Source organism: Rhizobium sp. NFR07 (assembly GCF_900111905.1).
In the GTDB taxonomy this organism is placed as follows: domain Bacteria; phylum Pseudomonadota; class Alphaproteobacteria; order Rhizobiales; family Rhizobiaceae; genus Neorhizobium.
This window is the reverse complement of record NZ_FOKM01000003.1, coordinates 178,422-191,451: the sequence shown is the minus strand read 5'-3', so window position 1 is coordinate 191,451 and position 13,030 is coordinate 178,422. Positions and strand designations below refer to the sequence as shown.

General features: G+C 60.7%; 14 protein-coding genes and 1 tRNA gene. 8 read left to right on the top strand and 7 right to left on the bottom strand.

Annotation, left to right across the window (positions count from 1 at the left end; translation table 11 throughout):
- Positions 1-46: 46 nt before the first annotated feature.
- The 3 genes from BM216_RS07865 to BM216_RS07855 all read right to left on the bottom strand — a co-directional run bounded on the left by BM216_RS07865 (position 47) and on the right by BM216_RS07855 (position 2,011).
- Positions 47-709: an ABC transporter ATP-binding protein gene (locus tag BM216_RS07865; protein WP_092997549.1), complete on the bottom strand. Its 663-nt coding sequence runs from the start codon at positions 707-709 to the stop codon at positions 47-49.
- Positions 706-1,476: an ABC transporter permease gene (locus BM216_RS07860; RefSeq protein ID WP_092997546.1), complete on the bottom strand. Its 771-nt coding sequence runs from the start codon at positions 1,474-1,476 to the stop codon at positions 706-708. Before BM216_RS07860 ends, BM216_RS07865 begins: the two co-directional genes overlap by 4 nt.
- A gap of 178 nt (positions 1,477-1,654) precedes the next feature.
- Positions 1,655-2,011, bottom strand: a complete 357-nt coding sequence (locus BM216_RS07855; protein ID WP_092997543.1) for a hypothetical protein — start codon at positions 2,009-2,011, stop codon at positions 1,655-1,657.
- Between the two features lie 234 nt (positions 2,012-2,245).
- On the opposite strand from BM216_RS07855, the gene BM216_RS07850 reads away from it, so the two are divergent.
- Positions 2,246-2,322, top strand: a tRNA-Pro gene (locus BM216_RS07850).
- Between the two features lie 130 nt (positions 2,323-2,452).
- Here BM216_RS07850 and BM216_RS07845 read toward each other — a convergent pair.
- Complete coding sequence (locus BM216_RS07845; protein WP_244530118.1) at positions 2,453-3,223, bottom strand: ABC transporter permease; 771 nt, start codon at positions 3,221-3,223, stop codon at positions 2,453-2,455.
- Between the two features lie 222 nt (positions 3,224-3,445).
- Here BM216_RS07845 and BM216_RS07840 point away from each other — a divergent pair, with 222 nt between their 5' ends.
- Positions 3,446-4,441: a KpsF/GutQ family sugar-phosphate isomerase gene (locus tag BM216_RS07840; protein ID WP_092997537.1), complete on the top strand. Its 996-nt coding sequence runs from the start codon at positions 3,446-3,448 to the stop codon at positions 4,439-4,441.
- A 72-nt stretch (positions 4,442-4,513) separates the two neighbouring features.
- On the opposite strand, the gene cysN is transcribed toward BM216_RS07840, so the two are convergent.
- The 3 genes from cysN to BM216_RS07825 are packed head-to-tail and all read right to left on the bottom strand — an operon-like array spanning position 4,514 to position 7,840.
- Complete coding sequence (gene cysN / locus BM216_RS07835; RefSeq protein WP_092997534.1) at positions 4,514-6,037, bottom strand: sulfate adenylyltransferase subunit CysN; 1,524 nt, start codon at positions 6,035-6,037, stop codon at positions 4,514-4,516.
- A 1-nt stretch (position 6,038) separates the two neighbouring features.
- Positions 6,039-6,992: a sulfate adenylyltransferase subunit CysD gene (gene cysD, locus BM216_RS07830; protein WP_092997531.1), complete on the bottom strand. Its 954-nt coding sequence runs from the start codon at positions 6,990-6,992 to the stop codon at positions 6,039-6,041.
- Between the two features lie 50 nt (positions 6,993-7,042).
- Positions 7,043-7,840 (bottom strand): phosphoadenylyl-sulfate reductase, encoded by a 798-nt coding sequence (locus tag BM216_RS07825; RefSeq protein ID WP_092997528.1) that lies wholly within the window; start codon positions 7,838-7,840, stop codon positions 7,043-7,045.
- A gap of 363 nt (positions 7,841-8,203) precedes the next feature.
- On the opposite strand from BM216_RS07825, the gene BM216_RS07820 reads away from it, so the two are divergent.
- The 6 genes from BM216_RS07820 (at position 8,204) to cysW (ending at position 13,025) form a co-directional block, all read left to right on the top strand.
- Positions 8,204-8,662 (top strand): RrF2 family transcriptional regulator, encoded by a 459-nt coding sequence (locus BM216_RS07820; RefSeq protein WP_092997525.1) that lies wholly within the window; start codon positions 8,204-8,206, stop codon positions 8,660-8,662.
- A gap of 149 nt (positions 8,663-8,811) precedes the next feature.
- Positions 8,812-9,459, top strand: coding sequence for a DUF938 domain-containing protein (locus tag BM216_RS07815; RefSeq protein WP_092997522.1), 648 nt, complete (start codon positions 8,812-8,814; stop codon positions 9,457-9,459).
- A gap of 99 nt (positions 9,460-9,558) precedes the next feature.
- Positions 9,559-10,095: a GNAT family N-acetyltransferase gene (locus BM216_RS07810; RefSeq protein ID WP_244530117.1), complete on the top strand. Its 537-nt coding sequence runs from the start codon at positions 9,559-9,561 to the stop codon at positions 10,093-10,095.
- A 184-nt stretch (positions 10,096-10,279) separates the two neighbouring features.
- The gene (locus tag BM216_RS07805) at positions 10,280-11,302 is read left to right on the top strand and encodes a sulfate ABC transporter substrate-binding protein (protein WP_092997519.1); all 1,023 of its coding nucleotides are present in this window, start codon (positions 10,280-10,282) and stop codon (positions 11,300-11,302) included.
- 12 nt (positions 11,303-11,314) lie between these two features.
- Entirely contained in the window at positions 11,315-12,172 is an 858-nt protein-coding gene (cysT, locus tag BM216_RS07800; protein WP_092997516.1) for a sulfate ABC transporter permease subunit CysT, read from the top strand.
- Entirely contained in the window at positions 12,165-13,025 is an 861-nt protein-coding gene (gene cysW / locus BM216_RS07795) for a sulfate ABC transporter permease subunit CysW (protein ID WP_092997513.1), read from the top strand. Before cysT ends, cysW begins: the two co-directional genes overlap by 8 nt.
- Positions 13,026-13,030 lie beyond the last annotated feature (5 nt).

The following is a 13,030-nucleotide window of genomic DNA, read 5'->3' as shown; positions in this document are numbered from 1 at the left end:
CGATGATCAGGAAGGTCGCCCGTATTCGTTCTTGATGCAAGTTCCGTCACTGGCGCCCTCTCAGATTGCCTTCATGGGCGGCAATCGCCTCTTCAAGATCATCATAGTAAGTCAATTTCCCGTCTTCCAGCACGATCCCGGTCTGACAATAGTCTCGAAGGGTTGATGGACTATGTGAGACCATTACCACATCAGAATCGCTTAACCGTTCCTTAAAGACCTGCTGCGATTTGCGCTTGAAGTTGGTGTCGCCGACGGCGGTGATTTCGTCAACCAGATAGTAGTCGAACTTCACGCCCATGCTGACACCGAAGGCAAGCCTGGCTTTCATCCCCGAGGAGTAAGTACGAACCGGCGCCTGAAAGAACACGCCCAGTTCAGCGAATTCCGCAACATAATCTACAAGCTCCTGGGTATCTACCCCGTAGATTCTGGCGACGAAGCGGACATTCTGCTCCCCGGAGAGATTGCCCTGGAAACTGCCCTGGAAGCCGAGTGGCCACGAAACTTTGCCCTTGCGCACGATGCGGCCGTTATCCAGGTCGAGCGTACCGGCGATGATCTGCAGCAGGGTGGACTTTCCCGCTCCGTTGCGTCCCAGAAGTCCGACGCTCTTGCCGCGCGGAATGGTCATCGTCACATTCTCGATGATCGTCTTCCTGACGCCCTTCATGCGGACAAGTTTGGTTGCGTTTTCCAGACGTATCATCGTGCCCTCAGTGCTCGCCTGAACATGGTGAACATAAGAATGCCGATAAACAACATGACGAGCGCGACGGTCCACACATACTCGCCGTCATATCCCATCGCCCGGTATTGGGGATAGAAACCCATCCTGAACCGCATCACGATATGCGCAAGCGGATTGAACAATATCGCGTCGCGGGCCAGCGGCGGCAGCGCGTCGGGCAGGTAGAAAATTCCCGAGATCAGGAAAAGCGGACGGCTCAGGATGCCGAATATCTTTTCATAGAGCGGGTATTTGATGAAGAGCACGTTGTTGGCAAGGCCTGCCCCGAGCGCGATCGTGCTTCCCACGATCGCGGCCTCCATCAGGTGAAGATAGTTGATCGAGGTCTGAATCCTCATCGTTGCTACGAGCGGCCAAAGGATGCAGACCCCGACCATGATCGTGGTGATCAGCTGCAACAGATGGCGTGCCGAAACCGTATCGATCGGCGCAACGTTCGGATAGGTCAGGAGCGACCGGTTGGACGTGACGGCCGTATTCAGATAACCGGCGCTCGCCTGGTAGAACTGAAAGCCGATATAGCCGGTAGCGAAGAACAGCGGAAAGCTTGTCCCGAGCGGGGGCGTATGGGCGATCGCCATGAAGATTACCGAAAGGAAGGCGACATGGGAAATCGGATCCAGCAGCGCCCATAGGTAACCACCCGGCTTGCTGCCGAACCGCGTCGACATTTCGCGGATGAGCAGAGCGGACACTACCCGGCTATGGGTCTGTAGATAGTTCAATCCTGTCGTCACCTTGCTTCGACTTCGGCAGCGCCTGTCCGCTGAAATTATGTCTTTTGAACGAGATAAGCCAGCTTATTCGACGCGGGCACTGGTATTGGCCCAAGAAGTGTCCCGGCAGGACCGGGGATGATACGGGCCGATCGTCTCGAAGCGGGATCGGCCCGGCCTCGTACAATCATTTGCCTGCCAGAAGCTCTTCGCAATAGCTCGGGCCATTGGCGCCCGGACGGTCCGAGGTGATGGTGATATCGCGGATCACGTAGCTGTCGGAGACCGTAAGCTTTGCCGAGCAGCTGACGCTGGCGGTCCGCCCGCTCTGCTGCTTGATTCGCTTGTAGCCGCCGCGCCAGTTATAGATTGTCGAGGAGCCGCTGTCGGTGTCACTGAGCGGCGGATTGTACGTGGCGAAGAATTCGCCCGCCGAGCGGCCGACCCAGGTCTTGCTGATCGGGTTTGCGGCAACGCTGACCGTGGTGCAGCCGGTAAGCGTGAAGGCGATGAGAGCGGTCGCGGCGATGAGGCGTTGGCGCATGATCGTTGATATCCTGATCTATGGTTTTGCAGCGGAAGTATTCCGTCCTGAGCTAGCAGATTTTGCCGGCGCGTCACGATCTTGCTGAGCTGCCGGGCATCAAATCTTCGATGCGCCGCTTTTTTGCAACGCATTGCAGGCCGTCTTTCCGAGGATCGGGGCGGCTGTCGCATTTTTTTCAAAATGGGAGCTTGTGCGACAAGTACGGCTGATCTATAGAGGCGCCGCTGGTCACGGAGTGTAGCGCAGTCTGGTAGCGCACCACGTTCGGGACGTGGGGGTCGCAAGTTCGAATCTTGCCACTCCGACCAGTCGAAAAAGCCCGCATATGCGGGCTTTTTTCTTTTGGGGATTGTGCCGGGTTCGTCTTGCCGATGCGATCGGTGGTCCTGCGCCGTCGGCACCCGTTGCCGTCATTGGCCGGAAAACATCCTCCGCTGATCAGGTCCGCAGGCGTCCGACCGGCCACATGGTAAACGTGAAGACGCCCGCGAAGACCGCAGCCAGAGCCCACCAGAAAAGATAGCTCATGTCGAACCCGTCGGTCACGTTGGCGCCGTAAAAGCCTTCGCGAAACAGGACGATGATCTGCGCGATCGGATTGGCGAGGAGAATGTCCTGGAATGGATGCGGCATCTGGCTCGGGACATAAAAAACGCCCGAAAGCAGAAACAGTGGCCTGGTGATGATACCGAAGATCTTCTCGTAGATTTTCAGGCGCTCGAAAAGGACGATATTCGTCAACGCAACCCCTGCTGCCAGTGTCCATGCGAAGAAGGTCGCCTCTATCAGCGCCGCCCAGTTGATTGCCGGTGGATGCGGCTCGGTCAGCCATGCGCCCCAGAGTATGACAGCGGCAACCACGACCGAGGTCAGGCCTTGCAGGAGTGCCCGACCGACGAATGGGTCAATCGGCGCGACTAGCGGATATTGCAGCAGGTTCTTGTTGGCGGAGATCGACGACGACAGATAGACGACCATGCCGTTATACATGCTGTAGGCGATGAAACCGGTGGCGAAGAAGAGCGGAAACGATGTCCCCATTGCGGGTGCCCGTGCCAGCGCGCCGAAGAGAACGCTCATCATCCCGACATAGGCGACCGGCTCGACGATGGCCCAGAGATAGCCACCCGGGCTTCGTCCGTAACGGGAGGCGATTTCGCGCACGATGAATGCGAAAACCACCCGCATATGCGATCTCAAAATGTCCACGACCGGTCTCGTTGCCTTCTTGCTCGTTGCGGCTGCATAGCACGGTGGGTGAGGGTTTGAATATGTATATGTTGGATTGGTGACATCGCGTTTCCTCGCCACGGGCGGCGGATGCCAGAAAGCTGCACACAACCTGCCTTCGCGCACTTTTGGCTGTTGTCCGCAACCGCGCCGGATGCGAAAGGCGTGTACTTGAGCGTGCAAAGGGGATAAGACGTCTCGATGATCAAGCGAGCCCTTCAACTAGTAGAACATGACGTGATCGATTCCGCGTTGCGGACGATTTCTTTCGGGAAACAGGGGCTCGATGCGCTCGAAGGTTCTCTGCGTGAGGGACTGGGTGAAGCGTTCCGCAGTGCGGCCGAAATGATCGGCGGTATAGATGGCCGTGTCATCGTCACCGGTATCGGCAAGAGCGGCCATATCGGTCGCAAGATCGCTGCAAGCCTTGCATCGACGGGCACGCCGGCCTTCTTCGTCCATCCGGTCGAGGCCAATCATGGTGATCTCGGTATGATCACCGCCGGCGACGTCGTGCTGGCGCTCTCCTGGGGCGGCGAGACGGCCGAGCTGCAGGGCATCGTTTCCTTCACCCGCCGCTTCTCCATTCCGCTGATCGCGATGACCTCTGGAGAGGTGTCCACTCTGGCCCGCGAGGCCGATATCGTCCTGCTGCTCCCGAAGGCCCAGGAGGCCTGTCCGCATGGACTGGCGCCGACCACTTCGACGCTGATGCAGCTCGCTTTGGGTGATGCGCTGGCGGTCGCCCTGCTCGAGGCACGCGGCTTCTCCGCAACCGATTTCCGCGTCTACCATCCCGGCGGCAAGCTGGGTGCGATGCTCTCCCACGTCAGCGATCTGATGCATACCGGGGATCGTCTGCCGCTCGTGCGCAAGGGCGCGTCGATGCCGGACGCCATCCACGAACTCTCGGCCAAGCGTTTTGGCTGCGTCGGCGTGCTGGATGAGGACGGGCGTCTCTGCGGCGTGCTGACGGATGGCGACCTTGCCCGTCATCTCGACGGCAATCTCGGCGTGATGCTCGTCGACGACGCCATGACGAAGAACCCGAAGACGATCGCCAAGGATTCCCTGGCGACGGCGGCAATGGCTCTGCTCAACAAGCATAGCATCGCAGCACTGCTTGTCGTAGACGAAGACCGTCGCCCAATCGGCATCATCCATTTCCACGACCTGCTTCGCGTCGGCGTCGTCTGACAACCCACCGCCTGATCGATAGCAGTACGGTGGCCCGCATTGCTGCAGGCCACCGCCATCCTCCTTCAGAAATCAGATGCCGCTGCCGACGTCCTTGAAGATCTCGGCTGCCTCGCTCGCCGTCATGCGACGGATATCTGCCTCGTCGCGGCGGCTCGCAAACAGCTCGCTGGTCATCAGCTGTTCGGCAAGATCTGCCGGCAGTGACAGCACCACCCGCTGGCGGTCACCGTCGCGGTCGCGATGGATGCCGCCGAGTTCGGCGCGCTTGGCCGTGATCATGCCGCCTGCGACGGTGTTCAGCGAATCCGGGTCGATCAGGATGAAGGCACCGGTCGAACGGTTCTGCTCGTAGGTGTCGAAGACCGCCTGTTCCTCGAAGGCGAGATGCGCCTTGCCGATCGCATTCATTCCGAAAGCCGAGGCATGCGGCTTCCACTGGCCGGTCTGGAGATCGAGCTGGGAGAGGGGCTCCACGACAACGCGCTGGCGGCGCGAACCGCTCTTCAGCCAGTAGCGCTTGCCGGGTTCGATGCCGCCGGGCTGCAGGGCCACGATCTGCGCATCGAAGGCGGTACCGGTCATCGGCTGGTTGTCGATCGAAACGATGACGTCGCCGCGGGCGACGTCCACCTGGCGATCCAGGACCAAAGTGATCGCGTCACCGGCGACGGCCGCGTTTCGCACCAGGTCGAAGGTGACGATCTGCTTGACGTTCGCGACCGTGCCGGAAGGGAGGATCGCAATGCTGTCACCCGGCTTGATCGAACCACCGGCAACCGTACCCTGGTAACCGCGGAAGCTCTCGCCCGGGCGCACGACGCGCTGCACCGGCAGGCGGAAGCCGCCGGCCTGGGTCGAACGGGTCGTCGCCAGTTCCAGCGCCTCGATCAGTGTCGGGCCGTCATACCAGGGCATGGCCTGGCCGCCGGCAAGAACGACATTTTCGCCCTTCAGCGCCGACATCGGAATGGCGGTGATCTGGCGCACGCCGAGCGCCAGCGCGAATTCGCGGAACTCGGCGGCAATCTTTTCGAACACGGCCTTGTCGTAGTCGATCAGGTCGATCTTGTTGACCGCCAGCACGAACTGCTTGATGCCCATCAGGGCCGCGATCGTCGCATGGCGGCGCGTCTGTTCGAGCAGGCCGGCGCGTGCATCGGCCAGCAGGATGGCGAGGTCGGCGGTCGAGGCTCCCGTCACCATGTTGCGGGTATATTGCTCGTGGCCGGGCGTGTCGGCGACGATGAACGAACGACGATCCGTCGAGAAATAACGATAGGCTACGTCGATCGTGATGCCCTGTTCGCGTTCTGCCTGTAGGCCGTCGAGCAGCAGGGCGAAGTCGGGCAGGCCGAGGTCGTTCTGGCTGCCGCTGTCGCGGGCAAGCGTCGCCGCTTGGTCTTCCTTGACGGCCTTGGTATCCCAAAGCAGCCGGCCGATCAGCGTCGACTTGCCGTCGTCGACGGAGCCGCAGGTGATCAGCCTGAGCGGCCTCGTGTCGCGGGAGGAGACGCGAGCGGCCGATTCCGCGAAAGGGATGACATTGGCCGAAGTGGCCGGCGAGGCGTTGGTCGCGGTTGCTGTGGCGCTCATCTCAGAAATATCCCTCGCGCTTCTTCTTTTCCATGGAGCCGGACTGGTCGCGGTCGATGGCGCGGCCCTGGCGTTCGGAGACGGTGGCGATTTCCAGTTCGGCGATCACTTCCTCGAGGTTCGAGGCGGTCGAACGGATCGCACCGGTCAGCGGAAAGCAGCCGAGCGTGCGGAAACGGATCGAACCGTGCTTGATCTCTTCACCGGGCAGTAGTTCCAGCCGCGGATCTTCCGCCAGGATCATCATGCCGTCGCGCTCCACATAGGGGCGTTCGGCGGCGTAGTAGAGCGGCACGAGTGGAATGTCTTCGGCCTGGATGTAGCGCCAGATGTCGACTTCGGTCCAGTTCGACAGCGGGAAGGCGCGTACGCTCTCGCCCTTCTTGATCATGCCGTTATAGATGTTCCACAGTTCCGGCCGCTGGTTGCGCGGATCCCATTTGTGGTCAGGCGTGCGGAAGGAATAGATGCGCTCCTTGGCACGCGAGGCTTCCTCGTCGCGTCGGGCGCCGCCGAAGGCAGCGTCATAGCCGCCGGCATCAAGCGCCTGTTTCAGCGCTTCGGTCTTCATCACGTCGGTGTAGAAGGCCGAGCCGCGGGTAAACGGCGTGATGTTTTCTTCCTTGCCGCGCTTGTTCGTATGCACCACGAGGTCGAGGTCGTATTCCTCGGCGATGCGGTCGCGGAACTCGATCATCTCCTTGAACTTCCAGGTCGTGTCGACATGCAGAAGCGGGAAGGGGACGCGACCCGGATGGAAGGCCTTGCGGGCGAGATGCAGAAGGACGGAAGAATCCTTGCCGATCGAATAGAGCATGACCGGATTTTCAAACTCGGCGGCGACCTCGCGGAAGATGTGGATCGCTTCGTTTTCGAGAGCCTTGAGATGCGGATCGAGCGGCGGGCGGGAAACGGGCGGGTTCTTGATTTCCGTTTCCTGTACGGACAGGGACATTTCGGTCTCCGGTAGTCGGACGTTACACACAAAGAGTGAAGAGGCGGAGCCTAGCGGGCGATGGAACTCGCCAAGGGTGCTGAGGCCGATATCGGCTGAGACGCTGTTTCCGGCACATGCAGGCCGCATTCGCGCTTCTCGTCGTTTTCCCACCACCATCGGCCGGCGCGTTCGGGTTCGCCGGGCTTGATGGCGCGGGTACAGGGCTCGCAGCCGATCGAGGGATAGCCACGGGCATGCAGCGGATTGATCGGGATCTCTTCCGCCGCCACATGGGCGTTGATGGTGTCGATGTCCCAATCGGCGAGCGGATTGACCTTGATGAGATTTCTCTCGGCATCGTATTCGGCAAAGGGCGTGGTTGCGCGATTGCCGGACTGGCCGCGGCGAAGGCCGGTGATCCACACTTGCGCTCCGCTCAACGCCTTGGCGAGCGGCGCGAGCTTCCTGACATGACAGCAGGCATGGCGGGCTTCAACGCTGTCGTAGAAGCCGTTCAGGCCATACCTTGCCGCATAGGCGTCGATATCATCCTGCTCGGGCCGGAAGCGGCGGATCGAAATGTCGTAGCGATCTTCCGTTTCCGAAATCAGGTCGACGGTTTCCTTGAACAGACGCCCGGTCTCCAGCGTCGACACCTCGATCGGCAGGCGATGGGCGCCGATTGAGGCGGTGATCACCTGGTCCTCTATGCCCAGCGATGTCGTGAAGACCGCGTGGCCGAATTCGGCGGCAGCGGAAAGACGGCCTGCGAGATCGAGATCGCCCAGCCGACGGTCGAGGTCTGCTGCCTGGGTTTCTGCACCCTTGGCATACGCGTTACGCTCAATCACTTCATGCGATGTCATGTTTCTTCTTTCATCAGCAATTGCTGGATTATCGCCACGTGGGAAGGAGATTGCGAGAAACAGGCGTTTCTTCGGGTCGCGCTGGGGAGCAAATATCTCTAGAAAGCGCGGCGCACACAGAAAACCTGACGCCTTAACCAAATGTGACTGTTTTTGCGGGCTCAAGTGCCCGCATTGGTTTGTATTTTCAGGCTGTTTGAGCTATGCCGGAGGTAGATTTTTGCAATGCGGGATTGCCGCTTGCGAACGAACACCCGCCAAGCCCGTTCGAAGCTTGTGGATGTCCGTGGAATTCGATGATTGAGCGACGGCGTGGGGACCTCAAATCGGCCTCGCGGCGGCGCTGCTGTTGATGGTTGCGTGATGATATCCCAGAGAGCGAAATATGCGTTGAGGGCGCTCGCCGCCCTTGCGCAGGCCGACCAGGACGAGCCGATGCTGATTTCGGAGATCGCGGTCCAGCAGAGCATTCCGAAGAAGTTTTTGGAACAGATCCTGCTCGACCTCAAGCGCTCCGGCATCGTCGTGAGCCGGCGCGGCAAGCAGGGCGGATATCTGCTCCTGAAGCCTGCGGATGCGATCACCTTCGGCGAAGTTCTGCGTCTGGTCGACGGACCCATCGCACCGCTTCCCTGCCTCTCCCAGACCGCTTACCGCAAATGCGACGATTGCGACGGGGAACACCTCTGCGAAATCCGCCACGTCTTTGCCCGCGTGGCAGATGCTACCCGCGACGTGCTGTTCAACACCACGATCGCCGACGCGATCGAAGGCGCCGGCGAGCAGAATCCCGCCAAGGTCCGCGAGTTGCTGACAGCCTAGGGCTGCGGATCCGCGCATGGATACCGCTCGGGAATTGCAGATGTAACAATAGCGGTGGGTTTATGAAATCCCCCGATATTAGCAAAGCCGTAGGTAATCGCTCTCAGCGGTTGAATTGGACGCCGCCCTGCGATCGAGAGGATCCGACCATGTCATCCGAAACTGCAGCAGCTCAGCCCTGGCTTGCGTCCGAGGCCGAGGGAGAAGGGCGCAAATTCGCGCCGGCCGTCCAGCGCAATCGCGAGGCCATCGCCGCGGTGCTGGACGATCTTTTGCCGCGTAACGGCGTCGTTCTGGAACTGGCAAGCGGAAGCGGCGAGCATGCCGTTTATTTCGCCGGCCTGTTCCCGCACCTGAACTGGCAACCGAGTGACCCCGATCCCCATGCGCTGGCCTCGATCGAGGCATGGCGGGAGCATGCCGGCCTGTCGAACCTTCTGGCGCCGCTGAGCATCGATGCAGGCGCCTCCGCTTGGCCGATAGAGACGGTCGATGCGGTGCTCTGCATCAACATGGTCCATATCAGCCCCTGGTCGTCGACTGAGGGTCTGATCGCGGGAAGCGCCAGGTTGCTCAAGCCCAGCCAGCCGCTCTTCGTCTACGGCCCGTTCGAGCAGGCAGGCGTGGAGACTGCGCCAAGCAACATCGCCTTCGATGCGTCGCTGAGGGAGCGAAACCCGGAATGGGGCGTGCGCCGCGTTGACGACGTGATCGCACTTGCCCACGATTTTGGCTTCAAGCGCGAGCAGATCGTTTCGATGCCAGCCAACAACCTCTTCGTGGCTTTGTATCGCTGAGGCTGCCGGGCTTCCAAGGATGCCGCCTCGGGCTCGACCCATGCCTGTTGATGCTGATGCGGTTGTGCTAATGTGCTTATGCGCAACCGAGGATGAGGTATGCTCTCCGTGTCCATCGCGAAATCTCCGGAGGATTTCGAGGCGGCGTCCGCTTTGTGCAAGGAGCTCGCCGAATGGGACATGGCGATGGTTCAGGCCTATGGCGTCGATCCAGATATCGTCATGGATCTCTATCACGGCGAGACCGCGACGAGCCTAGCCGCTCGCTACCTGCGGGATGGCGCCGGTCTGTTCCTTGCGACATGGGCGGGCTCCCCGGCAGGATGCCTTGCCTTCTCGCCCTTCGATGATCTCTCGGACGAATTGCATAGATTTTTCGTCGCGCCCGCCTTGCGCAGGAGGGGCATAGGCCGTGCTTTGATGCAGTCGGTGATGGCGGATATCGGGTTTCGCCGCAGACGCAGGCTTCTGGCCCATACCACGATCTACATGACCGATGCCGTAGCGCTCTATCGCGCCTTTGGTCTGGAGCTGTGCCCGCCTTTTCGGGATGTGCCCGAGTCGGTGAGGCATACCGAAGTGTTTCTGAGCCGCCGCTTTGATGCACCGGATCGGGCGTCAAGGGAGGCAGGATAGCCGGATTGCCATTTCGCCTGAGCGGCTTTTCCCGTGTCTGCCGTTCTGCCTTATCACCTTCACGGAACGCATTCTTTGCCCAGCAAACCCGTCAAAGAGAAACAGTTTTGCCTTCTTTTCGCCGCGAATTGACTAAGACGACCTGACCGATAGAGTTTAGCCCGAGACCACAGGAGGGATCCTCATGCAGAACTTTTTCCGGAGATTGGGCATTGTCGCGCTCAGCCTTTCGCTGACCACCGGCGTCTTCGCGCCGGCCTTTGCCGACAGCCAGCTCCTCAACGTGTCCTACGATCCGACCCGCGAGCTCTACAAGGATTTCAACGCCGCCTTTGCCAAGCACTGGAAGGCCGAAAGCGGTGAGGACGTCACCATCCGCCAGTCGCATGGCGGTTCCGGCGCCCAGGCGCGCTCGGTGATTGATGGTCTCGAAGCCGATGTCGTCACCCTGGCGCTGGAAAGCGATATCAACGCAATCCAGAAGACCGGCAAGATCAAGGAGGACTGGCGTTCCCGCCTGCCGAACAACTCTTCGCCCTACACGTCCACGATCGTCTTCCTCGTCCGCAAGGGCAATCCGAAGGGCATCCATAACTGGGGCGATCTGGTGAAGGGCGACGTGCAGATCGTAACCCCGAACCCGAAAACCTCCGGTGGCGCCCGCTGGAACTATCTCGCCGCCTGGGCCTGGGCCAATGAAGAGTTCAAGGGCGACCAGGACAAGATCAAGGCTTACATCGCCGATCTCTACAAGCGCGCTCCGGTTCTCGATACCGGCGCCCGCGGCTCGACGGTGACGTTCGCGCAGCGCCAGATCGGTGACGTTCTGCTTGCATGGGAAAACGAGGCTTATCTGGCTGGCGAGGAGTTCGGCAAGGATGCCTTCGACATCGTCGTTCCGCCGATCTCCATCCTGGCAGAACCGCCGGTCGCCGTCGTCGATGCGACGGTTGACGCCAAGGGTACCCGCAAGGTGGCCGAAGCCTATCTCCAGTACCTATATTCCGACGAGGGACAGAACATTGCGGCCAAGCATTTCTATCGTCCTTCGAAGCGTGACGTCGTCGAGCCGGATCTCCTGAAGGCGCTGCCGGACATCAAGCTCGTCACCATCGACGATCCCATTTTCGGTGGCTGGAAGAAGGCGCAGCCGGAACACTTTGGCGACGGCGGCATTTTCGACCAGATCTACAAGCCGGGCAAGTAAGTCGGAAACCGAATGACCATTACCACCGCTGCCACTCCGGCACGGTGGCGGGTAAAACAGCCGAGCATCATCCCGGGTTTCGGGTTGACGCTCGGCTTTTCGCTCGCCTACCTGTCGCTGATCATCCTCATCCCCATCGCCGGGTTGCTCTGGCGAACGGCCGAACTCGGCTGGTCGGGCTTCTTCTCCATCCTTTCCGATGAACGGACGCTTCGGGCGCTCTACGTTTCGTTTGGCACGGCCTTCATCGCAGCCCTCGTCAACGTCGTCTTCGGCACGCTGCTCGCCTGGGTGCTCACCCGCTACCGCTTTCCCGGCCGTCGCCTGATCGATGCCATGGTCGACCTGCCGTTTGCCCTGCCGACGGCAGTGGCCGGCATCGCCTTTGCTTCGCTCTACGCGCCGAACGGCTGGATCGGCTCCATCTTCATGCCCTTCCGCATCGCGTTTACCCCGATCGGCATCGTCATCGCCCTCATCTTCATCGGCCTGCCTTTCGTGGTGCGCACCGTGCAGCCGATCATGGAGGAGATCGACAAGGAAGTGGAGGAGGCGGCAGCGACGCTGGGCGCCAACCGCTTCCAGACCATCTTCAAGGTCCTGCTGCCCGGCCTGACGCCTGCGATCCTCACCGGCTTCGCGCTCGCCTTCGCCCGCGGCGTCGGCGAATACGGCTCGGTCATCTTCATCGCAGGCAATATCCCTTACGTCTCGGAGATCGCGCCCCTCCTGATAGTCATCCGGCTGGAAGAGTTCAACTATGCCGGAGCCACCGCGATTGCGACGATCATGCTGCTGATCTCATTTGCCATGCTGCTGGTGATCAACCTCATCCAGGCCTGGAGCCGCAGGAGGTACGGGAATGTCTGAGAACCGCCGCATCTCCTTCCGCAACCCTGCCGACGAAAGCTTCACGACCAAGCTGCTCCTCGTCGCGGTCTCGCTCGTCTTCCTCGCCTTCTTCCTCTTCTTGCCTCTCGTCTCCGTCTTTTTCGAAGCGTTTCGCGAGGGTTGGGTGACCTATGAGGAAGCTTTGCTGGAGCCGGATGCCTGGGCGGCCATCCAGCTGACCTTGCTGGTGGCGGCCATCGCCGTGCCGCTCAACCTGATCTTCGGTCTGGCTGCTTCCTGGGCCATCGCCAAGTTCGAGTTCAAGGGCAAGGCATTCCTCATCACCCTGATCGACCTGCCATTCTCCATCTCGCCAGTCATCTCGGGTCTCGTCTACGTGCTGCTGTTCGGCTCCGGCAGTCTGCTTGGGCCGTTCCTGAAGAGCTATGGCATCGAGATCCTCTTCGCCGTGCCGGGCATCGTGCTCGCCACCGTCTTCGTGACCTTCCCCTTTGTCGCGCGCGAGCTTATCCCGCTGATGCAGGACCAGGGCACGGGCGACGAGGAGGCAGCGCTGTCGCTCGGCGCATCCGGCTGGCAGACCTTCTGGTACGTGACGCTGCCCAATATAAAGTGGGGCCTGCTCTATGGTGTGCTGCTCTGTAACGCCCGCGCCATGGGCGAGTTCGGCGCCGTCTCGGTCGTCTCAGGCCGCATCCGGGGGCTTACCAACACCATGCCGCTTCATGTCGAGATACTCTATAATGAGTACAACATGGTTGCGGCCTTTGCGGTGGCCTCGCTTCTGGCACTGCTCGCCCTCGTCACGCTCGCATTGAAAACCTTTCTCGAACTTCGGTTCGGTGCCGGCGCAGCCGGCGGCAGACATTAAAAGGC

Bases quoted from the DNA above. Each gene is read 5' to 3' on its own strand.
- BM216_RS07815 (WP_092997522.1), top strand. From the start codon at position 8,812: ATGTCATCCGAAACTGCAGCAGCTCAGCCCTGGCTTGCGTCCGAGGCC.
- BM216_RS07805 (WP_092997519.1), top strand. From the start codon at position 10,280: ATGCAGAACTTTTTCCGGAGATTGGGCATTGTCGCGCTCAGCCTTTCG.
- BM216_RS07840 (WP_092997537.1), top strand. From the start codon at position 3,446: ATGATCAAGCGAGCCCTTCAACTAGTAGAACATGACGTGATCGATTCC.
- cysN (WP_092997534.1), bottom strand. From the start codon at position 6,037: ATGAGCGCCACAGCAACCGCGACCAACGCCTCGCCGGCCACTTCGGCC.
- BM216_RS07825 (WP_092997528.1), bottom strand. From the start codon at position 7,840: ATGACATCGCATGAAGTGATTGAGCGTAACGCGTATGCCAAGGGTGCA.
- BM216_RS07855 (WP_092997543.1), bottom strand. From the start codon at position 2,011: ATGCGCCAACGCCTCATCGCCGCGACCGCTCTCATCGCCTTCACGCTT.
- BM216_RS07810 (WP_244530117.1), top strand. From the start codon at position 9,559: ATGCTCTCCGTGTCCATCGCGAAATCTCCGGAGGATTTCGAGGCGGCG.
- cysD (WP_092997531.1), bottom strand. From the start codon at position 6,992: ATGTCCCTGTCCGTACAGGAAACGGAAATCAAGAACCCGCCCGTTTCC.
- BM216_RS07820 (WP_092997525.1), top strand. From the start codon at position 8,204: ATGATATCCCAGAGAGCGAAATATGCGTTGAGGGCGCTCGCCGCCCTT.
- BM216_RS07865 (WP_092997549.1), bottom strand. From the start codon at position 709: ATGATACGTCTGGAAAACGCAACCAAACTTGTCCGCATGAAGGGCGTC.
- cysT (WP_092997516.1), top strand. From the start codon at position 11,315: ATGACCATTACCACCGCTGCCACTCCGGCACGGTGGCGGGTAAAACAG.
- cysW (WP_092997513.1), top strand. From the start codon at position 12,165: ATGTCTGAGAACCGCCGCATCTCCTTCCGCAACCCTGCCGACGAAAGC.